Origin of the sequence: Mesorhizobium sp. M0698 (assembly GCF_040320455.1) — a bacterium.
Taxonomy (GTDB): Bacteria; Pseudomonadota; Alphaproteobacteria; order Rhizobiales; family Rhizobiaceae; genus Mesorhizobium.
The window spans coordinates 111,882-134,088 of sequence record NZ_JAMYPQ010000009.1 but is presented as its reverse complement, the minus strand read 5'-3'; the positions used below and the strand labels follow the sequence as shown (position 1 = coordinate 134,088).

The following is a 22,207-nucleotide window of genomic DNA, read 5'->3' as shown; positions in this document are numbered from 1 at the left end:
CGCTGGAAGCCTCACTGAGCGGTCCAGCCGCCATCGACAGAGATGTGCGCGCCGTTGATCTGCGCCGCCGCATCCGAGCATAGGAACACCGCGGCCGCCGCAACCTGCTCGACGGTGACGAACTCCTTGGTCGGTTGCTTTTCGAGCATTACCTCACGGACCACCGTCTCGCGGTCCATCTTGTTGGCCTTCATCTGGTCGGGGATCTGCGCCTCGACCAGCGGCGTCAACACATAGCCCGGACAAATGGCATTGCAGGTGATCTTGTCGCGCGCCAGTTCCAGGGCGACAGTCTTGGTCAAGCCCATAATGCCATGCTTGGCCGAGACATAGGCCGACTTGAACGGCGAGGCGACAAGGCCGTGGGCCGAGGCGACGTTGACGATCCGGCCGCCACCGGCCTGTTTCATCAACGGGATGGCGGCTGCGATGGTGTGGAAGGCCGATGACAGGTTAATGGCGATGATCGCATCCCACTTCTCGATCGGGAAGCTTTCCACCGGCGCGACATGCTGGATGCCGGCATTGTTGATCAGGATGTCGACCGAGCCGAATGCCTCGGCTGCCTTCGCCACCAAAGCCCGGCACTCGGCCGGCTTCGACATGTCGGCTTTGACATAGGCGGTCTTCACCTTGTGGTGCTTCGCGATCGCGTCTGCGATGGCGCGGTCGTCGGCGGTGTCGGAAAAGGAATTGACGACGACGTTGCAGCCTTCGGCCGCGAGCGCGTGGGCAATGGCCAGGCCGATGCCCGAGGTGGAACCGGTGACGATGGCGGTTTTTCTGGCGGTCAAGGCGGCTTTATTCCTTTCGAGGCGGGCTCCCGTGGAACCATGCTGCACTGCAGCATATAGGCTCTCTGTCACCCAAGAACAGCGGATGTGTGGAGCAATGACATGAAATTTTTGTCATGTAGACCTCTCTCGTCCCCTAAGAGAGGTCGTCGCCTCGTTTCGCAAAGCATGCGCTGAAAGCTCGTCAGGCGACGAGGTCCGGCACCGTCCCGATATAGCGCGACTGCGGCCGGATCAGCCGTCCGCTCGTTTGCTGCTCGCGCGCATGGGCAATCCAGCCGGCGACGCGCCCGGCAGCAAAGACATTGGTGAACGCCTCTTTCGGAAAGCCCGCCGCTTCCAGCAGGAGCGCTGTGAAGAACTCGACGTTGGTCTGGAGCGAGCGTGACGGCTTGGCGATGCGGAGCACTTCGAGCGCCGCCTGCTCCACGCTTTCGGCGAAGGCCAGCCGGTGGCCGCTTTCGCCCTCGGCGCCGAGCTGGCGCACGACGGCTTTCAGCACGTCGGCACGCGGATCGCGCACGCGATAGATGCGATGGCCGAAGCCCATGATGCGGCCGCCACGCGCGATCTCGCCACGCAGCCAGCCGGCGGCGTCGCCATGCACCTCGATCGCATCCAGCATCTCGATCACCGGACCTGGCGCGCCGCCATGCAGCGGCCCCTTGAGCGCTCCGAGCCCGGCCAGCACCGCCGAAGTAAGCCCGGCCTGCGTCGAAGCGACCACGCGCGCGGCGAAGGTCGATGCGTTGAGGCCGTGGTCGCAAACCGTCACGAGATAGGCATCGAGCGCCTTCGCCAATTTAGGCGAGGCCACAATGCCGGTCAGCATCCGCAGCATGTCGGCTGCATGATCGGCCTTGCTATCGGGCGCAATCGGGCTTTCGCCGCGCTGCAAGCGCAGCAAGGCCGGCGTCAGCACGGCAGGTGCCGCAACCAGCCGCAGCGCGTCCGACAATTTGTCACCATCCGGCAGCAGGGCAATACCGGCGCGCATCGCGCTGTAGATATCGACGGATGCGAGAAACGGCAGCAAGGGTTTGATCTGCTCGAACACTTCGCTGCGCGCCCGACCGATCGCGTTCGCCAGCTCCCTGCCGTCGGGAAGATCGTCGAAAAAGCCGTCGAACAGCAGATGAACCACCTCGGCGTATTTCCAGCGGCCTGCCAGTTCGGGCAACGAATGGCCCCGGATGGTCAGGCGGCCACCAAGACCGTCAACATCGGAGAGCACCGTTTCCGCCGCCACCACATCATCGAGCCCATTCGCCATTGGTTTTCTCCTTGACCCTTTCCGGGTGGAAGATAAGGGTTGGTGACTGGACCATCAATCTTGATCAACGGAATCAACATGACAAGGCTGACATGACGGAGTGGCTGACGCGGGACGAAGCCCTGGAGCGTCTCAAGGTGCGAGCCCAGACCCTCTATGCCTATGTCAGCCGCGGACGCATCGGCGTGCGGCCGGACCGGGCGGATCCACGCCGCAGCCAGTATCGCGCCGACGATATCGCGGCGCTGGCGAGCCGCCGGGCTCGTGGCCGAAATCCCCAGGCAATCGCCGAAAGTGCAATTGCCTGGGGTGAGCCGGCGATCGCCACCACGATCTCGACCGTTTTGCATGGCCGCCTTGTCTATCGCGGCCAGGATGCGGTTGCTCTCTGCGAGGCTGCCACGCTGGAGCAGACGGCAAACCTGCTTTGGGCATCTGGCGCACCAGTGTCGTTCGTCTCGGCGAGCCGCCATGGCAACGGCGCAACTGGCCGGCCGGCTGCCTTCGCGGAATTGGCCGCGTTGGCGGCCAACGGCCGGCCTTCGCTCGGCCGAAGATCGGCTTCGCTCAACCACGATGCGGCCGGCGCCATCGCCGCTTTGGCCCAGGCGCTCGGCGCGATTCCCGGAACTGGTGCCGTGCACGAAAGGCTGGCGCGGGGATGGTCGCTCGATGCGGCCGGCGCAGACTTGATCCGCCGCTCACTGGTACTGTTGGCCGATCACGAATTGAACGCATCGACCTTCGCCGCGCGGGTCGCCGCGTCCACCGGTGCACCTGTTTCGGCCTGCCTGCTTGCCGGCCTCGCCACGCTCTCCGGTCCGCGCCATGGCGGCGCCGCGGAGGCGGTCATGATGCTGGCGGAAGATGCGCAGAGATTGGGGCCGGATGCGGCTGTCGGACGCTGGCTCGGTCACGACAGGCCGCTGCCCGGATTTGGCCATCCGCTTTATCCCGACGGCGATCCGCGTGCGGAACCGTTGCTGGCCGCGATAGATGTCGATGATGGGCTGTTACGGCTTTGCAATGCGGCCTTTGCGGCAACGGGCATGCGCCCGAACGTCGATTTCGCTTTGGCCGCGCTGACGCGCGGTCTCCGTTTGCCGTCCGATGCGCCGTTCCGCCTGTTCGCGCTCGGCCGCAGCGTCGGCTGGGCCGCGCATGCCGTGGAGCAGGTGACAAGCAACGGCCTGATCCGGCCACGCGCCCGCTACCAGGGACCGCTGCCGGAGCAGCTCTAGCCGCGCTGCTTGCGAAGTCTCAGCGGCACCCGAAGGAAGGTTCGACGCTGCACTTCGCCAGCCGGCAGTCAGGACATCGTGTCGAGCTTGCGCTGCATCGCGGCGATCTGCTCCTTCAGCTCCTGAAGGTCGTCGGGTTTTTCCGGCGTTTCCTTCCTGGCCGGTTCGGCCGGCGCTGCTGCCGGCGCCGAGCCCGCGGGCGGGAACGGCGTGAACAGCCGCATGGCGTTCTGGAACATTTCCATGTTGCGCCGCGTCTGCTCCTCCAGCACCTTGATTGGTGTCGCGATCTTCATCATGTCCATCGGCGACTTGCCGAGGGCGTCTTTCATCTGCTCGCGAAAGCGTTCCTGCTCCTTCGAGAAGGCCAGCATCGACTGTTCGAGAAAGCTCGGCACGATCATCTGCATCTGGTCGCCGTAATAGGCGATGAGCTGACGCAGGAACGGGATCGGCAGCATGTTCTGCCCGTCCTTGTTCTCCAGCTCGAAGATGATCTGGGTCAGTACCGGATGCGTGATGTCGTCACCGGTCTTGGCGTCCTGGACAGTAAAGTCCTCGCCTCTTTTGACCATTTCAGCGAGATCCTCGAGCGTCACATAGGTGCTGGTGCCCGTATTGTAGAGACGGCGATTGGCATATTTCTTGATAACAATAGGTTCGTCTTTTGCGGCCATCTGCATCCTCCCCGGACACCGGGCAGCTTAAGTAAGCCGCCGGTAACGATTGCGCCTTTTTAAAGGATATGCGCAAAAGCGTCATGAATCCAAGCAGTTTGTGCAGTGCGGGAACATTTTATGCTGCGCAGCACGGATGGGCCGTCATCGCAGCGACGCGCGGCCTGCTTGCCGCGGAGGAACGCCATGCCCATTTCGGGTTTGACTCGGGTTGTGGAAAGGGCAAGAAAAGTCCCCGACGGCACCCGAAATCGTTCCCCGAAAGCCTGGAGAAGAACATGTCCGCTTCCAACGCCATCGTTGTCGCCAGTGCGGCGCGCACGCCCGTCGGCTCCTTCAACGGCGCCTTCGCCAACACCCCAGCCCATGAATTGGGTGCCGTCGCCGTCAGGGAAGCGCTGGTCCGTGCCGGCGTCGACGGCAAGGAGGTGGACGAGGTCATCCTCGGCCAGATCCTGACCGCCGCTCAAGGGCAGAACCCGGCGCGGCAGGCGGCAATGGCTGCCGGCGTACCGCAGGAGGCGACCTCCTGGGGCCTGAACCAGCTCTGCGGCTCGGGCTTGCGCGCCATCGCGCTCGGCATGCAGCAGATCGCCCAGGGCGACGCGAGGATCATCGTTGCCGGCGGCCAGGAGTCGATGTCGATGGCTCCGCATGCGCAACATCTGCGCGGTGGCGTCAAGATGGGCGACTTCAAGCTGATCGACACCATGATAAAGGACGGCCTGACCGATGCCTTCTACGGCTATCATATGGGCAACACCGCGGAGAACGTCGCCCGCCAGTTCCAGATCACCCGCGACGACCAGGACCAGTTCGCACTGGCTTCCCAGAACAAGGCCGAGGCCGCGCAGAAAGCCGGGAAATTCAAGGACGAGATCGTTGCCTTTACAGTCAAGGGCAGGAAGGGCGACACCGTAGTCGACCAGGATGAATACATCCGCCACGGCGCGACAATCGATGCCATGACCAAGCTCAAGCCGGCGTTCGACAAGGAAGGCACGGTGACGGCAGCCAATGCCTCCGGCATCAACGACGGCGCCGCTGCCGTGGTGCTGATGACCGAAGCGGAAGCCGCAAGGCGCGGCATCACACCGCTGGTGCGTATCGTTTCCTGGGCGACCGCCGGTGTCGACCCGCAGATCATGGGGACGGGACCGATCCCCTCCTCGCGCAAGGCGCTGGCCAAGGCCGGCTGGTCGGTCGGCGACCTCGATCTGGTCGAAGCCAATGAGGCCTTTGCCGCGCAGGCCTGCGCCGTCAACAAGGACATGGGCTGGGATCCGGCCATCGTCAACGTCAATGGCGGCGCCATCGCCATCGGCCATCCCGTCGGCGCCTCGGGCGCCCGCATCTTCAACACGCTGGTCTACGAGATGCGCCGCAGAAGTGCCAAGAAAGGCCTTGCCACGCTGTGCATCGGCGGCGGCATGGGTGTTGCCATGTGCGTGGAAGCATTGTGATGAGATAAGCGATACGAATAGGATGCTGGCGCAAAGCGAGTAGGGAATAGAGGGCAAACCCCACCGCTTCAACGCTCAGTCATCTGCATTTCCCGGGAGGACATATGACAAAGGTTGCAATCGTCACAGGCGGGTCGCGCGGCATCGGCGCGGCGATATCGGTCGCCTTGAAAAGCGCCGGCTATTCGGTCGCCGCAAACTACGCCGGCAATGAAGAAGCGGCGGCAAAGTTCAAGGCCGTGACCGGCATCCCGGTCTATAAATGGTCCGTCGCCGACTACGAGGCCTGCGCCGCCGGCATCAAACAGATCGAAGCCGATCTCGGTCCCGTCTCGGTGCTGGTCAACAATGCCGGCATCACTCGCGACGCGATGTTCCACAAGATGACGCGCGAGCAATGGAAAGAGGTCCTCGACACCAACCTTTCCGGCGTCTTCAACATGACGCATCCGTTGTGGGGCGGCATGCGCGACCGCAAGTTCGGTCGCATCATCACCATCTCCTCGATCAACGGCCAGAAAGGCCAGGCCGGCCAGGTCAATTATTCGGCCTCGAAGGCCGGCGATATCGGCTTCACCAAGGCACTGGCCCAGGAAGGCGCGCGCGCCGGCATCACCGTCAACGTCATTTGCCCCGGGTACATCGCCACCGAGATGGTCAAGGCAATGGACGAGAAGGTCCTCAACGAGCGCGTCATCCCGCACATCCCGGTCGGCCGTCTCGGCGAGCCGGAGGAAATCGCGCGCTGCGTCGTCTTCCTCGCTTCCGACGATGCCGGTTTCATCACCGGCTCGACCATATCAGCCAATGGCGGCCAGTACATCGCCTGATCGTTTATCTTTACGTTGAGACAGATACGCGCTTGGACGAACGGGCCTGCAAAACGGCCCGTTTCTATAGCGGTCTTCCCGTTGCAAGATCTCGATGCAGCACGCTGCCCCAATCCGGCACGCAAAGGTTAACGGCAAACTCGCAGCCTGTGCAAAAACCGCCCGGCAGCCTGTGGATTCTAGGTGGAAAAGCTGTTCACAACACAACATGCTGCGGTGAACAAACCAAGAAACTTCGGCTATCTCTGATTCGTCGCCGATTCGTTCCGGCTTTGAGCGGAACGTTAACGGCGAGAGCTGAAAACACCCTCGAAATGATTAAAGCGCGTTAGGAAACATCAATAATTTCATAACGTTGTGCGAAGCAGATTGGCCGGCCACGACCATTCACCGGCAAAGGTTAACCGCAATGCTCGCTTGGATGCCGCTTGCATAAATCGGGCCAGTTTCCGTGATTCAGCATGTGGTGAGATTCGCCGAAAGAAAACCCAGATGTAGCCGTGAACAAACCCTGAATCAGCGCGAGTCAGTGATTCGTCGCTGATTCGTTCCAGACTCGTTCCAACTGTTAATCGGGAACAGATTTGAGGCTCGAACGAACCAATCGGCCTGCCCTCGGCATATTCCGCTTTCGCTTCGTGCCCGAAATCCCTATGTGTCGCCTGTCATACGCGGCCAATATGGGCGCGCTCCCGACAATGCGAGGCAGAGAGCCTTATTTCCAGGCCGATGAACATCTATCCGAAACACACTGAACCGCTGATCCTGTCGGGTCGAGACGTGACGGCCGTGCTCGGCCCGACCAACACCGGCAAGACCCACCTCGCCATCGAACGCATGGTGGCGCACGAAAGCGGCGTCATCGGCCTGCCGCTCAGGCTGCTTGCCCGCGAGGTCTATGCGCGCGTCTGCGAGAAGGTCGGCGCCCATAAGGTTGCGCTCATCACCGGCGAGGAAAAGATCCAGCCGGCTGGCGCGAAATACTCGGTCTGCACCGTGGAAGCGATGCCGCGCGAGACCGACGCCGCCTTCGTTGCCATCGACGAGGTCCAGCTCGCCGGCGATCTCGAACGCGGCCACATCTTCACCGATCGCATCCTGCATCTGCGCGGCCGGCAGGAGACGCTGCTGCTGGGCGCGGCCACCATGCACGGCATCCTGCAGCGCCTGCTGCGGGGCGTGTCGGTGGTGACCCGACCACGCCTGTCGCATCTTGCCTATGCCGGCTCGAAGAAGCTGACCCGCCTGCCGCGGCGCACCGCGATCGTCGCCTTCTCGGCCGACGAGGTCTACGCCATTGCCGAGCTGATCCGCCGTCAGCAGGGCGGTGCCGCCGTCGTGCTCGGCGCACTCAGCCCGCGCACCCGCAACGCCCAGGTGGCGCTGTTCCAGTCGGGCGACGTCGACTACCTCGTCGCCACCGACGCCATCGGCATGGGCCTCAACCTCGACCTCGACCACGTCGCCTTCGCCCAGAATCGCAAATTCGACGGCTACCAGTACCGCAACCTGACGGCGGCCGAGCTCGGCCAGATTGCCGGCCGCGCCGGCCGGCATCTGCGCGACGGCACCTTCGGCGTCACCGGCCAGGTCGATCCGCTGGATGATGAACTGGTCAACAAGATCGAGGCGCATGATTTCGATCCGGTGAAAGTGCTGCAGTGGCGTACCGCGCATTTCGATTTCGCCAGCCTCGATGCGCTGAAGCGCTCGATCGAGACCAACGCCCCGGTAGAAGGCCTGACTCGCGCACTGCCGGCAGTAGACGCGCAGGCGCTCGAGCATCTGTCGCGCGACGACGACGTCCGGGCACTCACCACCGATGCCAGGCGCGTGGCGCTGCTTTGGGAAGCCTGCGCGCTGCCCGACTACAGGAAGATCGCGCCGGCCCAGCATGCCGACTTGATCGCCTCCATCTACATGGACCTTGCCAGGCATGGCCATGTCGACGAGAACTACATGGCCGAGCAGGTGCGCCGTGCCGACACAACCGAAGGCGACATCGACACGCTGTCGCACAGGATTGCCCAGATCCGCACATGGACCTTCGTTTCCAACCGGCCCGGCTGGCTGGCCGATCGGGCACACTGGCAGGAAAAGACGCGCGAAATCGAAGACAGATTGTCGGATGCGCTGCATGAGCGGTTGACGAAACGTTTTGTAGACCGCAGGACTTCCGTCCTCATGCGGCGCCTTAGAGAAAACACGATGCCTGAAGCCGAAATCAGCCCAACCGGAACCGTCCTCGTCGAAGGCCATCACGTCGGCGAGTTGCAGGGTTTCCGCTTCACCGCCGACCAGAGCGCCGGCGGCGAGGATGCCAAGGCGGTGCGGGCGGCGGCGCAGAAGGCGCTTGCCGCCGAGTTCGAAGCGCGGGCCGAGCGTTTCGGCGCCTCTGCCAATGGCGACATTGCGCTGGGTTCGGATGGCACGCTGCGCTGGATCGGCGCCCCGATCGGCACGTTGGTTGCCGGCGAAGACGCTTTGAAGCCGCGTCTCGTTCTGCTCGCCGACGAGCAACTCACCGGCCCGGCACGCGACAAGGTTGCGGCGCGCGCCGAGCGCTTCGTCAATTTCCAGATCGAATCCCTGCTGAAGCCGCTGGTCGATCTCAAGAATGCCGAGCAGATCACCGGTATCGGCCGCGGCATTGCTTTCCAGCTCGTCGAGCATTTCGGCCTCATCAACCGTCGCGACATCGCCGACGAGATGAAATCCCTCGACCAGGAAGGCCGCGCGGCGCTTCGCCGTCTCGGCGTGCGCTTCGGCGCCTACCATGTCTTCGTCCCGGCGCTGATCAAGCCGGCGCCGGCCGGGCTGATAACGCTGCTGTGGGCGCTGAGGAACGACGGCAAGGACAAGCCCGGCTTCGGCGATGTCGTTCACGCACTGGCCTCCGGCCGCACCTCGGTGGTCATCGATCCGACCTTCGACAAGACCTTCTACAAGCTTGCCGGCTACCGCAATCTTGGCCGGCGTGCTGTACGCGTCGATATTCTCGAACGGCTGGCCGACCTGATCCGGCCGGCGACCAACTGGAAGCCGGGCCTCGGCCCTCGCCCCGACGGCGCCTATGACGGTCAGTCCTTCATGGTGACGCCGCCGATGATGTCGATCCTCGGCGCCACCGCCGACGACATGGAAGAGATCCTGAAGGGTCTCGGCTATCGCGCCGATGCCAAACCGGCGGCCGAGGTCAAGGCGCGGCTCGAAGCACAGGACAATGCCGCGCGTGAAGCTGCCGCTGCAAAGCAGGCGGCGGAAGAGGCTGCGCGAGTCGAGCAGGCGAGGATGGCGGAAGCATCTGCCGCGGCAGAGCCGCCGGCGGAGGCTTCGGAACCTGTGTCGGATGCGGCTCCTGTTGCGGAGGCGGCGGCCGAAGCTGTGACCGAAGCGACGGCAGAGCCTGTCGCGGAAGCTCCAGCCCCTGAAGCTGCGGCAGAAGTCACGCAAGAGACCCGGCCCGCCGCGGAGGCGACTGCTGAAGCGCCTGCGGAACCAGCGGCCGAGCCAAGGGCGGAACTTGGGGCGGAAACTGAGGCTGCGGCATCGGCAGAACCGCCGGTTTCCGACACTACGGAAGCATCGCCGGCCGAACCTGCAGCGACGGCGGAAGCCGTCTCCGGCGAAGCTGCTCCAGAAGCGGAGGAGCCAAAACCTGTCCTGTTATGGCGGCAGGGTCGTTTCGACCAGCGCCCGCGTCATCGCCAGCATGACAACCGCCCCCGGGACAATCATCGGGACAATCGCGCGCGCAATGGTCAAGCTGGGCCGGACAGCCGCAGCGATGCGCCGGCAGATGCCGGCGGGCAACCGGCGCCGGGCGACCGGCCCGCCCGTCAGGGGCGCCACGACCAGCGCGACGGCGCCGGCAAGCCGCGCTTCGATCGCAGCAAGTTCAAGCCCAGGCCGCAAGGCGAGGCGGCAGAACAGCGCGCCGGCAAGCCGCAAGGTGAACGCCCGGACCGGCGCGAAAACCGGCCCGACTGGAAGGCTGGCCGACAGGACGGCAAAGGCGGCGCCCAAGGCGCAAAGCCCGCCTTCCAGCCAAAGCCGCGTGAGGAACGCCCGGTCCGCTTCGATCCGGACTCGCCCTTCGCCAAGCTCGCCGCGTTGCGCGACCAGCTGAAGAAGTAGGCTGCTCGTCCAATGGTCACTGATGCCCGCCAGCGCATCGACAAGTGGCTGTTCTTCTCGCGCGCGGTAAAATCGCGCACGCTGGCAGCCAAGCTGGTCGTCGCCGGACGCGTCCGCATCAATCGCGACAAAGCAGCGCAGGCCTCCGATACGGTCCGGCCGGGCGACGTTTTGACCATCACGCTGGAGCGGCGGATCTTCGTCTGGAAAGTCCTTGGCACCGGCGTACGGCGTGGCCCGGCCGAAGAGGCCCGCCTGCTCTACGAGGACATGTCGCCGCCCCCCGCGCCCAAGGGCGAGGCGCTTCCGGATGCGGTGCCGCCGTTGCGCGAGGCCGGCAGCGGTCGCCCGACGAAGAAGGAACGCCGCCAGACCGACCACCTGCTCGGCGACGATTGAGCAAGGTCGAACGCCCGCTTTGCCGGCCTTCCGGAATTTCATTCCGGAAACCGCGGCACCGCTGGCAGGGGCCGCCCTTGCCACCAGCGGACAAAGGCGTTACCTCACCAAAAAAGCCCAATAAAATGGGACGTCCCGGAGCCGACCAATGACCTATGTCGTGACCGACAATTGCATAAAATGCAAATACATGGACTGCATCGAGGTCTGTCCGGTCGACTGCTTCTACGAAGGTGAGAACATGCTCGTCATCCACCCGGACGAGTGCATCGATTGCGGCGTCTGTGAACCGGAATGCCCGGCCGACGCGATCAAGCCCGACACCGAGTCGGGCCTCGACAAATGGCTGCAGATCAACACCGAATATGCCGACAAATGGCCCAACATCACCGCCAAGAAGGAGCCGCCGGCCGACGCTAAAAATTTCGATGGCGAAACTGGCAAGTTCGAGAAATATTTCTCCGCCGAGCCCGGCGAAGGCGACTGACGAGCCTGCCGGCTGCGGCGGCCTGACGCCGCGTAACAGACGTGATACATTAACTGCCTTGACAGGCGGCGACGGCGCGTGGCCTTCGCGCGTGCAGCAAAACCTTGATTCTTCCGACTTTTTGTGTTATATCAACCAAACATGCCGGTGACACAACGTCGATTTATGGCGCAAACGCCCCAAATCACTGAAAGGTGAATTTCTCAATCCGGACCAGAGCGATCTGGGGCAGGCGGTCGCAATGTTGCGATTTGCCGGTCCTGGCCTTTCCGGTGAGTTCATCGTTGTGTGGCTAAGGACCGGTCACCCCGGTCGCACGAGTTCGGGCCGGCACGATGCCGGTACCACAACAAGGAGTTCAGGGCGTAATGGCAACGATCACCCCGCAGAAGAAGTCCACCGCAGCGCGCCACGGTTTCAAGACCGGCGAGTACATCGTCTATCCGGCGCATGGTGTCGGCCAGATCGTCTCGATCGATGAGCAGGAAGTCGCGGGCCACAAGCTGGAGCTGTTCGTCATCGACTTCCAGAAGGACAAGATGCGCCTCAAGGTGCCGGTCGCCAAGGCGACCTCGATCGGCATGCGCAAGCTGTCGGAAGAGGATTATGTCGAGCGCGCGCTGAAGGTCGTGCAGGGCCGCGCCCGCGTCAAGCGCACCATGTGGTCACGCCGCGCCCAGGAATATGATGCCAAGATCAACTCCGGCGATCTGATCTCGATCTCGGAAGTGGTGCGCGACCTTTACCGCGCCGATAACCAGCCGGAGCAGTCCTATTCCGAGCGCCAGCTCTACGAGGCGGCGCTCGATCGCATGGCCCGCGAGATCGCGGCCGTCAACCGCATGTCGGAGACCGAAGCGGTGCGCCTCATCGAGGTGAACCTCAACAAGGGCCCGAAGCGCGGCGCCAAGGCCGACAACGAGGAAGCCGAGCAGGAAGAAGCCGCCTGAGCTTTTTTGCTTTCGAATTCAGAAAAACCCGGCCTTGCGCCGGGTTTTTTTTGTCTTAGCTGACCGGCGACGGGCATATCTAACCTTCGCCGCCCTCCCTTTCCGCCTCGTGCTTCAGCGTGGCAATGAACCGCTTGGTCCGCTGGCGTTCCGGGTTGCTGAACAGCACCGCGGCCGGGCCTTGCTCGACGATGTTGCCGGCATCGAGGAACACCACTTCCCGCGCGATCTTGGAGGCGAGCCGCAGATCATGCGTCGCCATCACCATGGTCGTGCCCTCGCTGGCGAGCTTGCCGAGCACGTCGACCACCTCCTGCGCCAGTTCCGGATCGAGTGCAGAGGTCGGCTCGTCGCAGAGCAGGACTTTCGGCGAAGGCGCCAGAGCCCGGCCAATCGCCACGCGCTGCTGCTGGCCACCTGACAGCGTCGCCGGCCAGGCATCGGCCTTGTGCGCCATGCCGACCTTTTCGAGCAGGGCCAGCGCCCGTTCGCGCGCCCTCTCCTCGGGCCATTTCAGCACCGTCACCAGCCCCTCCATGATGTTCTCGATCGCAGTGCGATGCGGAAACAACTGGAAATTCTGGAACACCATGCCGGTCTGCAGCCGCAGTCGCTGGATATCCCTGGTCGAGACCCTGCCGCCGGGGTGGAATTCGAGTGCATCGTCGCCGATCCGTACCGTGCCTGAAGTCGGCAGCTCGAGCAGGTTGATGCAGCGCAAAAGCGTGCTCTTCCCTCCGCCCGACGGCCCGACAAGCGCCGTGACGCTGCCTTCCTCGATGGTGACGGTCACGCCCTTCAGCACCAAATTGTCGCCGAAACGCTTTTCGATGTTGGTGAGGCCGATCATGCGCGCGCCTCCAGGAAGCCGCCATAACGGTTGAGCCGCGTTTCCAGCCGCGCCTGCAAGGCCGACAGCACGGAGCTCATGGCCAGATAGAGGGCCGCTGCCTCGACATAGAGGATCAGCGGCTCATAGGTGGTGGCGACGATGCGCTGCGCTGCCTGGAACATCTCCGGCACGGTGATGGCGGCGGCGAGCGAAGTGTCCTTGACCAGCGAGATGAAGGTGTTGGACAGCGGCGGCACGGCGACGCGCCCCGCCTGTGGAAGAATGGTGCGCCGCATTGCCTGGGCCCAGGTCATGCCGATCGAATAGGCCGCTTCCCACTGGCCCTTGGGCACCGAACCGATGACGGCGCGGATGATTTCCGACGAATAAGCACCGATGTTCAAGGTGAAGCCGATCAGTGCTGCCGGAAAGGCGTCGAGCAGGATGCCGACCGATGGCAGGCCGTAGAAGATAAGGAACAGTTGCACGAGAAGCGGCGTGCCGCGGAAGATCCAGACGTAGAAGCGGACCACGGCGACCAGCGGTTTGGGACCGAACAGCCGGACAAGCGCCACAACCAGGCCTAGGACAAGACCGAATGCAAACGACAGCAGCGTCAACGGCACGGTGAAGATCAGTGCAGCCCACAGCAGCGTAGGCAGGGATTCCAGCATCAATTGCAGCCAGTGCGGCACGAAGGCTCCTCCTTGCCAGATTGCCGTCGCTCATATCACGCGAAAGCGGCGGGCCGTCAAAAGACAGCTCGCCGCGATATGAACGACGCGGGCCGGCGTTCGGCCCACACGAGAAAGCCGTTTTACTTCGAAACGTCCTGGCCGAAATAGGTGTCGGCGATTTTCTGGTAGGTGCCGTCGGCCTTGATGTCGGCCAGCGCCTTATTGATGGCGGCCACCAGTTCCGGATCGCCCTTGCGTACGATGACGCCGGAATAGTCGGCGTTTTCTTCCTGCGCGGCAATCTTCACATTGGCGTCGGGCTTGTGCTTCTTGAAGTCGAGGAAGGACAGGCTGTCGTTGATGGTGGCGTCGGCGCGGCCGGTAAGAAGCAGCTGGATCGACTGGTCGAAGCCGTCGGTGCCGACGAGCTCGGCGCCGTTGGTTTCAGCCAGCTTGCCGAAATTCGAGGTCAACGACTGCGCCGCCTTCTTGCCCTTGAGATCGGCGAAACCCTTGATGTCGGTGTTGTCGCCGCGCACGATCAGCACCGCCTTGGAGGCGATGTAAGGATCGGAGAAATCATATTTGGCCTTGCGCGCCTCGGTGATGCCGACCTCGTTGATGACGGCATCGTAGCGGTTGGCATCGAGACCGGCGATCAGCCCGTCCCATTTGCCTTCGAGGAACTGGGCTTTGACGCCGAGGCGCTCGGCGATGGCCCGCGCGATCTCGACGTCGAAGCCAACCAGCGCGCCGGAAGCATCATGATAGGTGAAGGGCGCATAGGTTCCTTCCGTGCCGACCTTGAAGACGCCGGACTGCTTGATCTGGTCGAGATTGGCGCCGGCGTGACCGGCGGCGATGGCCAGAACCTGCAGCGTTCCGGCGATGATGAGCGATTTGAGCCATTTCATTTTTCTGTGATCCCGTCCTCGGCCGATGTCCGGCGTCATTGCGAGTGCCGGAAAATGACAGATGCGCGATGCCAGAATAAGAAACTAAATTTCAAAAATCTCGCGCCCTTGAAATCCAATTCTCAACCAGCATCTCCGGGCGCCATCCGGCTGAGTCAAGGCCGGTGGCGAATCGCCTGGAACAGCGCAATCGACATGACAGTCCGGGGGAACATTCCCCCGCATGGCACGTTCTTCGCTGTTGTAGGGCGCGGCGCCGCCATTTCAACCATCGGCGCCAACTCACGATTCGATCGCACCGCAACGCCTGGAGCAGGAGCGCGGCATGATGGAAGACAGTGCAGGACGGACCATGGTTCGCGCGGCGATGAAAGCCCCTTATCTGGAACGTGACGAAGAGCATCTCCTGGCGCTGCGCTGGAAGGAAAACAATGACCAGCACGCGCTGCACCGCATCACCGTCGCGCATATGCGGTTGGTCATTTCCATGGCGTCGCGGTTTCGCCACTACGGCCTTCCGCTGGGCGACCTGATCCAGGAAGGCCATGTCGGGCTGCTGGAGGCAGCGGCCCGTTTCGAGCCCGAGCGCGAGGTCCGGTTCTCGACCTACGCGACTTGGTGGATTCGCGCCTCGATGCAGGACTATATCCTGCGCAACTGGTCGATCGTGCGCGGCGGCACTAGCTCGGCGCAAAAGGCGCTGTTCTTCAACCTGCGGCGTCTGCGCGCCCGCCTGGCAAACGGCGCCGAGCAGATGTCGAATGCCACGCTCTACCGCGAAGTGTCGGCGGCTCTCGGGGTATCGGAGGCCGATGTGGCGATGATGGATTCCCGCCTTTCGGCGCCGGACAGCTCGCTCAACACGCCGCTAGCCGACGATGCGGGCGCAACCGAGCGGATGGAGTTCCTGGTTTCGGATGACCCGCTGCCCGATGAGGTCGTCGGCGATACGATCGACGTCGAACGCCGCTCGGTGTGGCTGAAGACGGCACTCGGCGCTCTCAATGCGCGCGAGCTCAGGATTATCGAGGAGCGCCGGCTGAGCGACGAGGGCGCGACGCTCGAAGCGCTCGGCGAGACGCTCGGCATCTCCAAGGAACGTGTCCGCCAGATCGAGGCGCGCGCCATGGAAAAGCTCAAGGCGGCGCTGGTAAAGCAGAACCCGGAATTTCTCGCAGCCTGAATTGCGTCGGCTGCTATTTGTCGGTGACGATCTTGACCTTGTCGCCGGCCGAAACCGCGGCACCCGGCGACAGCGCGTTGAGCACCCTGAACAAATCCAGCTTGCGGTCGACGCCGACCATCTGTGCGGCCAGGGAGCCCATTGTCTGGCCGGGCTGCACCGTGACGATGCGGATACGCAGTGGCTTCAACGCCGCCTTCTCGGCAGCACTCAGGATGCGGAACGAGCCGCTGACCGAGCGCGCCACCGTGCTCAGCGAGGTGCTGGCCGACGGTGCCGCGGTCAGCAAGCGGTAGACCTGGCCGCCGGCGCGGATCACCGCAATGTCGAATTGCCAGCCGTCGGCGCCGGCATGCGCGGTTGCCGCTTCGTTGCCGTTGATCGTCTCCTGGCGCACGCTGCTGTCGTCGAGGCCGGCAACCCAGCCGCTGCGGATGTAGTCGGTCAGCGAGCGGTTCTTGTCGATCGAAACGCCGTCGAAGCGGATCGCCATGTCGCCCGGGCCGGTCGCCGTCACCGCCGCCGCCGAATTGTCGATGACGAAGCCGTTGGGCACCGAGAACGACACGCCGAGGCCAGGGTGCAGGAAGGTTTCGCCGCGCACATAGCCTTCCTCCGGCGTGTCGCCGTAAAGTAGCCCGTCTACGCCGGCAAGAAATGAATCGCGGTCGCGCGACCCGACACCGGGCGCGCCGAACTGGCGGGCGTGGCGCTGCGCGAGGTCGATACGCTGCGGCGTGTTGGGGTGCGTCGCCAGGAAGTCGAGGCTGGCGTCGGTGGCGCCGCTGATCGAGCGGAAATCGGTATAGGCCGACATCGACTGCAGGAAGCGGCCGGCGGCGTAGGGATCGAAACCGGCTTCGCCGATCGACTTGATGCCGATGGCGTCGGCCTCCAGCTCCTGATTGCGCGAGAACTGGGCCAGCCTCAGCTTGCCGCGGATCAGCGCCGCCTTGGCCGTCGGGTTGTCGCCGAGCACATCCGAAACGACCTTGGTCGCCAACCCCTCCTCGGCTTCCAGCTGCTGGCGCTGCAGGCCGTGGTTGGCCGTAACGTGGCCCATCTCATGCGCGATGACGGCGGCAAGCTCGGCGGAATCGTTGGCCAGCGCCAGCAGCCCGCGGGTGATGTAGAGATAGCCGCCCGGCAGCGCGAAGGCATTGACGTTGGGCGAGTTGAGGATGGTGATGCGGTAGGTCTGGGTTGGGTTGGCCGACACCACGGTCAGTCTGCCGACGATCTTGGCCACCATGCGCTCGAGCTTGGGGTCGGAATACTCGCCGCCATAGGTGGCGAGGATGCGCGGGTGCTGCGCCTTCGCCAGTTGAGCGAGCTTGCCGTTGGCGGCGACATTGTCGACCGTGATCGGCTTGTCGGAGGGCTGGAAGCCCGATTCCTGCACGTCGGGAGGCGGGAACATCTGGCAGCTTGCCAGCGCCACGGCAAGACCGGCCAGCGCCAGAAAGCGCGCCAGCGGTTTCACCCTCCGATTGTCGATGCCGGTCGGCAGATCGGCGTCCTTTCAAGTCCTGGCACGTGACCGCGAAAATCGGGCGCGATTTCCGGAAAGCATCACGCGCAAAATCAAGTGCTACGGCGTCCTTCGTGCGTCCGACAGATACGAGGCAGCAAGGGCAAATCACGGTCTAGGCCGGACCAGCTCCTGGCGGACCTAGCCACACTACCTCGACCATGGCAAGCAAGCGCCGCTTCGCCTTCCGCCGGTTTGACCATAAATTATGTCCGCTTCCGGGCAACATCTCGTGATCCAGCCGCAAAGGGACCCGAGCCGATATAGCGTCGGAATGCCTCCGGTCCAGCCCCGACGAAAAAATCGGCCGCGGTGCCCGTCGCGGCAACCGTGCCACCATCCAGGAAAACCATGTTTTGGCCGATACGGCGCGCATCGTCCGGCTGGTGCGTGACGAATAGCACCGTCATGCGCTGCTCCGAATGGACGTCGGCCACCAGGTCGAGCATGTCGTCGCGCAGTGCCGGTCCGAGCGAAGCGAACGGCTCGTCGAGCAACAGCACCGGCCGGTCGCGCACCAGGACGCGGGCGAGCGCGACGCGCTGCCGCTCGCCGCCCGAGAGTTCGCGCGGCAGCCGGCTTTCCTTGCCGGCAAGGCCGACGCGCTTCAGCGCTGCGGCGATTGCGGCGCGGTCAGCCTCGCTCAGCCTGAGCGAAGGCGAGCGGCCGAGCCCGACATTCTGCTCGAGGGAAAGATGGGCAAACAGGTTGTTTTCCTGGAACACCATCGATACCGGCCGCGCTGATGGCGGCGCAGTGCTGACGTCGGCGCCGCCGATCAGCACGCGGCCCGACCGCGGCGTCTCGAAGCCGGCCACCAGATTGAGCAGCGTCGACTTTCCCGAACCGCTCGGCCCCATAATGGCGGTGATTTCCGACGCCGGGAAATCGACATCGAATATAAGCGGCGTTTCACCATAGCTGAACGAGACATTATCGAGTCGTACGGCCGCGCCTTTTTCCACCGAAATGGACCGTTCCGGGCTGGTCGGCATCATGATTTCTCGCCCCTTCCCAGCCAGTCCGCGGCCAACACCAGCGCCAGGCAGACAAGGCCGAGCAGCAGCGCCAGGCCGGCGGCATCCTCAGTGCGGTAACTGCCCATGCGCGCCAGCAGCAGATAGGGCAAGGTCTGCACGGAATCGCTGCCGAACAGCGCAATGACGCCGAGATCGCCAAGCGACAGCGCCATGGCGAAAGCGAAGCCGGTGGCGAGCGGCCGCCGCAGCGACGGCCAGTCGACCAGCCGCAACCGGTTCCAGCCCGAGATACCAAGCTGTGCGCAGAGCCGTTCGTGGCGTTCGCTCGACGCGTCATAGGCAGGGCGGATGGCGCGGATGGCGAACGGCATCGCCATCACCGCATTGACCGCAACGACCATGACAGGGGCGATCGCAAAGACATCGCTGACGGTGCGCAAGAGCAGGAACCAGCCGGCGCCGATGACGATGGGCGGCACCACCAGGACGAACCCCGCACCGGTGTCGGCCAGATGTTCGAGCAGTGTCCGCCGGCCTGTCCGCCGGGTGAGCGCCAGCGCCCGGCGCGCCATGACCAGCGACAGCGACAACGCCACAGAGAGCAGCGCCGATAGGAGGGAGAGCACGGCACTGGTCGCCGTCGCTTGCCGCACCGCGCTCTCGCCGGCCAGGCGGCCGAGATCGGCGCCAAGCCCGGCTGCCAACGTGGCCGCCATCGGCCCGGCGACAAACAGCAGTGCCAGCCCGATCGCCAATGCGTTCAGCACGGTCTCGGCCGCACCGGCTGAAAAATACCGGCGCGGCGCCACCGGCAGATTGGCATCCCCTACCATATTGGCGCCGAGCCGCGTCAAGGCCAGCACGACGACGAAGGTCAGGGCAATCTGCAGCAGGGTCAGCGTCACAGCCCGCGCCGGGTCGAAGTCGAAACGCAGCGCCTGGTAGATGGCAACCTCGAGCGTCGTCGCGCTGGGTCCGCCGCCGAGCGTAAGCACGATGGTGAAGGAGGTGATGCACAGCATGAAAACGAGCCCTGCAACGCCGGGCAAGGCCGCACGCAGCGGCGGCCATTCGATCAGCCGGAAGGCCGGCGCAGCGCCCATGCCAAGCTGGCTCGCCAGCCGCCATTGGTCGGCCGGCACGGTCTGCAACGCCTCCAGGAACAGCCGCGTCGCCAGCGGCAGGTTGAAGAAGACATGGGCGACGAGTATGCCCGACAGGCCATAGATGCCGGGCCAGCTCTGGCCGCCTAGCGCGCCCAGCGTGCCGGCAAAATAGCCGGCGCGGCCATAGAGCGCCAAGACACCGAGTGCGGCAACAATGGCCGGCAGCGCCAGCGGCACGGCGAAAAGCTGGAGGATGAAGCCTCGCCCGAAAAAACGTGGATGCCGCGACAGGGCACGCGCGACGAACAGCGCCGGTGCAACGGAGAGCAGGGTCGACAGCAGAGCCTGCCAGAGCGTGAAACGGACGACGCGCAAGAGATAGGAATCGAAAGCGGAGGCGGCGCCGGACAGGTCGCGTGTGGCTTCGACGACGAGCCCGGCGAATGCACCGCCGATCAGCAGCGCGATGGCGGCGAGCGCGACGATGCCGGCAGTGACGCGGGGATCGGCCGGATGACGCGTACGCATGTCGCGCTACCCGACACTACGACAGGTGTTGATCGAAGGAAATACCTGACAATGGCCGAGCCCACCCCTCTCTGGCCTGCCGGCCATCTCCCCCTCAAGGGGGGAGATTGCGCACTCAGCCGCCTTCGCCAATCTCACAAGTGGCAGGATGAGGAGAGGCGACAAAGCTGCCGATCTCCCCCCTTGAGGGGGAGATGGCCGGCAGGCCAGAGGGGGGTGGCTTGGCGCAAACATCCGACGAGGCTTGAGCCCTACTTGCTCATCACCGCCAGCCACTCGTCGACCCAGGCCTTGCGATTTGCGGCGACGTCTTCCGGGCTGAACAGCAAGGTCTTGGTCGGCTTGACCAGCTTATCGAACGCCGGGTTGAGCGGCTTGTCGGTTTTGCCGGCCGGGAACATCCAGTTGGTTTCGGGAATGACATCCTGGAACTTCGGTCCGGTCATGAAGGCAATGAACTTTTCTGCCAGCGGGTTCTTCGCACCCTTGGTGGTGATCCCCGCAACCTCGATCTGCAGATATTCGCCCTCCTCGAAGGACGCCGCCTGGTAGCGCTCGGTGTTTTCGGCGACCATGTGGTAGGCCGGCGAGGTGGTGTAGGACAGCACCATCGGCGCCTCGCCCTTGGTGAACAGGCCGTAGGCCTCGCTCCAGCCCGGCGTTACCGTCAGCACCTTCGCCTTGAGTTTGGCCCAGGCTTCCGGCGCCTTGTCGCCGTAGACCGACTTGACCCACAGCAGCAGGCCAAGGCCCGGCGTCGAGGTGCGCGGATCCTGGATGACGATCTTCTCTCCGGCATCGCCCTCGACCAATTCCCTGAGGCTCTTCGGCGGGCTCTTCAGTTTTTCGGTATCGTAGACGACGGCGAAATAGCCATAGTCGAACGGCACGAAAATATCGTCGCTCCAGCCGCCCGGCACACTGACGCCCGACACGGCGCCGTGCGGCGAAAACAGGCCGGTTGCCTTGGCGTCGGCGGTTACGTTGGTATCGAGGCCAAGTACGATATCGGCCTTGGTCGCGGCGCCTTCCAGCTTCACACGATTGAGCAGCGCCACGCCGTCGGCGACCGAGACGAATTCGACGACGCAACTGCATTCGGCCTCGAAGGCCTTCTTCACCGCCGGTCCCGGACCCCAATCGGCGGTGAAGCTTTCATAGGTATAGACCGTCAGTCTATCCTGTGCCGATGCCTGCCCTGGCAAGGCGAGCGCGGATGCCGCAAGCAGGACAATTGAGACAAGAGAGTGGAAAAAACTGCGCATCGGCGCCTCCTTCGTTCGCGTTGAAAGGAATTGAGGCGTCGGGCTGTCCGAAACGTCTAGTCCCTCCGCCGGTACAAACCGGATCAGGTTCAGCGGGTTGGCAGTCTTGCCTCTCAGCCGGTCCGCGAAAATCGCGTCCGGCACCCCGTTAGAGCGTTGCGACACATAGGCCCGGCCGAAGTGCTGCGCAAGCGGAAGTTTGCCGGGCATCCAAAGCCCAGCCTTCCGTTTCGTCTGCCGTTTCATCTTCCGTTTCCGGGGCAGGGCTGGTAAGGGCCACGAGATATGAGCACATTCACCATCCTGCTTGGCGGCGATCTCATCCGCACGCCGCTGCTCGACCGCCAGGTCGAAGGCTCGCGTGTCATCGCTGCCGACTCCGGCATCGGCCATGCCCGTATGCTGGGCCTGAGGCCGGAACTCTGGGTCGGCGATTTCGATTCGGTGCCTGCCGATTTGCCGGAAGATCTGGCCGCCGTGCCACGGCAGGTGTTTCCCGCTGAAAAGGACAAGACCGACGGTGAACTCGCTATCGCCGCCGCGCTCGAACGCGGTGCGACAAGCCTTGTGCTCGCAGGCGCCTTCGGCGGCAAACGCACCGACCACATCTTCCTGCATCTGGCGCTAAGCGTCCGGCTGGCGGAAGGCGGGACGGAAGTGCTTTTGACCAGCGGCGCACAGGAAGGCATTCCCTTGCTGCCGGGAAAGACTGGCTTCGACTATGCCGACGGCACGCTGTTTTCGGTGCTCGGCTTCTCCGATCTCGCCGGCCTGAGCGTCACCGGTGCCAAATGGCCGCTCGACCATGTCGAGGTTGCGTTCGGCTCGTCGCTGACCATTTCCAACGAGGTCAGGGGCCGGTTGGAAATCGCGCTGGCCAGCGGCCGCGCGCTGCTGCTCGCACATCCCTATCCTCTTCCGGAAAGCTGAGCCCAGAAAG

Annotated in this window: 19 protein-coding genes and 1 riboswitch; of the genes, 9 read left to right on the top strand and 10 right to left on the bottom strand. The window is 64.0% G+C overall.

The features are described 5' to 3' along the window. Positions 1-11: 11 nt before the first annotated feature. Both NKI16_RS19440 and NKI16_RS19435 read right to left on the bottom strand, forming a co-directional pair. Positions 12-794: a 3-hydroxybutyrate dehydrogenase gene (locus NKI16_RS19440; RefSeq protein WP_023678452.1), complete on the bottom strand. Its 783-nt coding sequence runs from the start codon at positions 792-794 to the stop codon at positions 12-14. A 184-nt stretch (positions 795-978) separates the two neighbouring features. Beyond that, positions 979-2,067, bottom strand: coding sequence for a citrate synthase/methylcitrate synthase (locus tag NKI16_RS19435; protein WP_023678451.1), 1,089 nt, complete (start codon positions 2,065-2,067; stop codon positions 979-981). Between the two features lie 92 nt (positions 2,068-2,159). On the opposite strand from NKI16_RS19435, the gene NKI16_RS19430 reads away from it, so the two are divergent. After that, positions 2,160-3,308: a citrate/2-methylcitrate synthase gene (locus NKI16_RS19430; RefSeq protein ID WP_352621508.1), complete on the top strand. Its 1,149-nt coding sequence runs from the start codon at positions 2,160-2,162 to the stop codon at positions 3,306-3,308. Between the two features lie 68 nt (positions 3,309-3,376). On the opposite strand, the gene phaR is transcribed toward NKI16_RS19430, so the two are convergent. Further along, positions 3,377-3,985: a polyhydroxyalkanoate synthesis repressor PhaR gene (gene phaR / locus NKI16_RS19425; RefSeq protein ID WP_023678449.1), complete on the bottom strand. Its 609-nt coding sequence runs from the start codon at positions 3,983-3,985 to the stop codon at positions 3,377-3,379. A gap of 278 nt (positions 3,986-4,263) precedes the next feature. On the opposite strand from phaR, the gene NKI16_RS19420 reads away from it, so the two are divergent. From NKI16_RS19420 to NKI16_RS19395, 6 genes are all read left to right on the top strand, one after another. Further along, entirely contained in the window at positions 4,264-5,448 is a 1,185-nt protein-coding gene (locus tag NKI16_RS19420) for an acetyl-CoA C-acetyltransferase (protein ID WP_352471180.1), read from the top strand. Between the two features lie 104 nt (positions 5,449-5,552). After that, entirely contained in the window at positions 5,553-6,278 is a 726-nt protein-coding gene (phbB, locus tag NKI16_RS19415; protein WP_352923607.1) for an acetoacetyl-CoA reductase, read from the top strand. 729 nt (positions 6,279-7,007) lie between these two features. After that, positions 7,008-10,415 carry a helicase-related protein gene (locus NKI16_RS19410; RefSeq protein ID WP_352621504.1) on the top strand — a complete coding sequence of 1,136 codons (3,408 nt, stop codon included), beginning with the start codon at positions 7,008-7,010 and terminating at the stop codon, positions 10,413-10,415. A gap of 12 nt (positions 10,416-10,427) precedes the next feature. Beyond that, on the top strand, positions 10,428-10,814 hold the full coding sequence (locus tag NKI16_RS19405; RefSeq protein WP_023680553.1) for an RNA-binding S4 domain-containing protein: 387 nt from the start codon (positions 10,428-10,430) through the stop codon (positions 10,812-10,814). Positions 10,815-10,962: 148 nt separating this feature from the next. Continuing rightward, entirely contained in the window at positions 10,963-11,301 is a 339-nt protein-coding gene (gene fdxA, locus NKI16_RS19400) for a ferredoxin FdxA (protein ID WP_023680554.1), read from the top strand. A gap of 368 nt (positions 11,302-11,669) precedes the next feature. Further along, entirely contained in the window at positions 11,670-12,251 is a 582-nt protein-coding gene (locus NKI16_RS19395) for a CarD family transcriptional regulator (RefSeq protein WP_006327799.1), read from the top strand. A 79-nt stretch (positions 12,252-12,330) separates the two neighbouring features. Here the strand turns inward: NKI16_RS19395 and NKI16_RS19390 are convergent, their stop codons facing one another. The 3 genes from NKI16_RS19390 to NKI16_RS19380 all read right to left on the bottom strand — a co-directional run bounded on the left by NKI16_RS19390 (position 12,331) and on the right by NKI16_RS19380 (position 14,674). Beyond that, positions 12,331-13,101 carry an amino acid ABC transporter ATP-binding protein gene (locus NKI16_RS19390; protein ID WP_352621501.1) on the bottom strand — a complete coding sequence of 257 codons (771 nt, stop codon included), beginning with the start codon at positions 13,099-13,101 and terminating at the stop codon, positions 12,331-12,333. Continuing rightward, on the bottom strand, positions 13,098-13,778 hold the full coding sequence (locus NKI16_RS19385) for an ABC transporter permease subunit (protein ID WP_023680556.1): 681 nt from the start codon (positions 13,776-13,778) through the stop codon (positions 13,098-13,100). Before NKI16_RS19385 ends, NKI16_RS19390 begins: the two co-directional genes overlap by 4 nt. Before the next feature lie 122 nt (positions 13,779-13,900). Then, complete coding sequence (locus NKI16_RS19380; protein WP_023721021.1) at positions 13,901-14,674, bottom strand: amino acid ABC transporter substrate-binding protein; 774 nt, start codon at positions 14,672-14,674, stop codon at positions 13,901-13,903. Between the two features lie 325 nt (positions 14,675-14,999). Between NKI16_RS19380 and NKI16_RS19375 the strand changes: the two genes are divergently transcribed. Beyond that, a complete protein-coding gene (locus NKI16_RS19375) occupies positions 15,000-15,857 on the top strand; it encodes an RNA polymerase factor sigma-32 (RefSeq protein WP_023680558.1) in 858 nt (285 codons plus the stop codon). A gap of 13 nt (positions 15,858-15,870) precedes the next feature. On the opposite strand, the gene NKI16_RS19370 is transcribed toward NKI16_RS19375, so the two are convergent. From NKI16_RS19370 to thiB, 4 genes are all read right to left on the bottom strand, one after another. Next, a complete protein-coding gene (locus tag NKI16_RS19370; RefSeq protein WP_352923604.1) occupies positions 15,871-17,340 on the bottom strand; it encodes a M48 family metalloprotease in 1,470 nt (489 codons plus the stop codon). 254 nt (positions 17,341-17,594) lie between these two features. Continuing rightward, positions 17,595-18,386 (bottom strand): thiamine ABC transporter ATP-binding protein, encoded by a 792-nt coding sequence (gene thiQ, locus NKI16_RS19365; protein ID WP_352569612.1) that lies wholly within the window; start codon positions 18,384-18,386, stop codon positions 17,595-17,597. Continuing rightward, complete coding sequence (gene thiP / locus NKI16_RS19360; protein WP_352569610.1) at positions 18,383-20,002, bottom strand: thiamine/thiamine pyrophosphate ABC transporter permease; 1,620 nt, start codon at positions 20,000-20,002, stop codon at positions 18,383-18,385. Before thiP ends, thiQ begins: the two co-directional genes overlap by 4 nt. A gap of 251 nt (positions 20,003-20,253) precedes the next feature. After that, positions 20,254-21,267 carry a thiamine ABC transporter substrate binding subunit gene (gene thiB, locus NKI16_RS19355; RefSeq protein WP_352569609.1) on the bottom strand — a complete coding sequence of 338 codons (1,014 nt, stop codon included), beginning with the start codon at positions 21,265-21,267 and terminating at the stop codon, positions 20,254-20,256. A gap of 43 nt (positions 21,268-21,310) precedes the next feature. Beyond that, positions 21,311-21,425: riboswitch (TPP riboswitch) on the bottom strand. A gap of 127 nt (positions 21,426-21,552) precedes the next feature. On the opposite strand from thiB, the gene NKI16_RS19350 reads away from it, so the two are divergent. Then, positions 21,553-22,197 carry a thiamine diphosphokinase gene (locus tag NKI16_RS19350; RefSeq protein ID WP_023680563.1) on the top strand — a complete coding sequence of 215 codons (645 nt, stop codon included), beginning with the start codon at positions 21,553-21,555 and terminating at the stop codon, positions 22,195-22,197. Positions 22,198-22,207 lie beyond the last annotated feature (10 nt).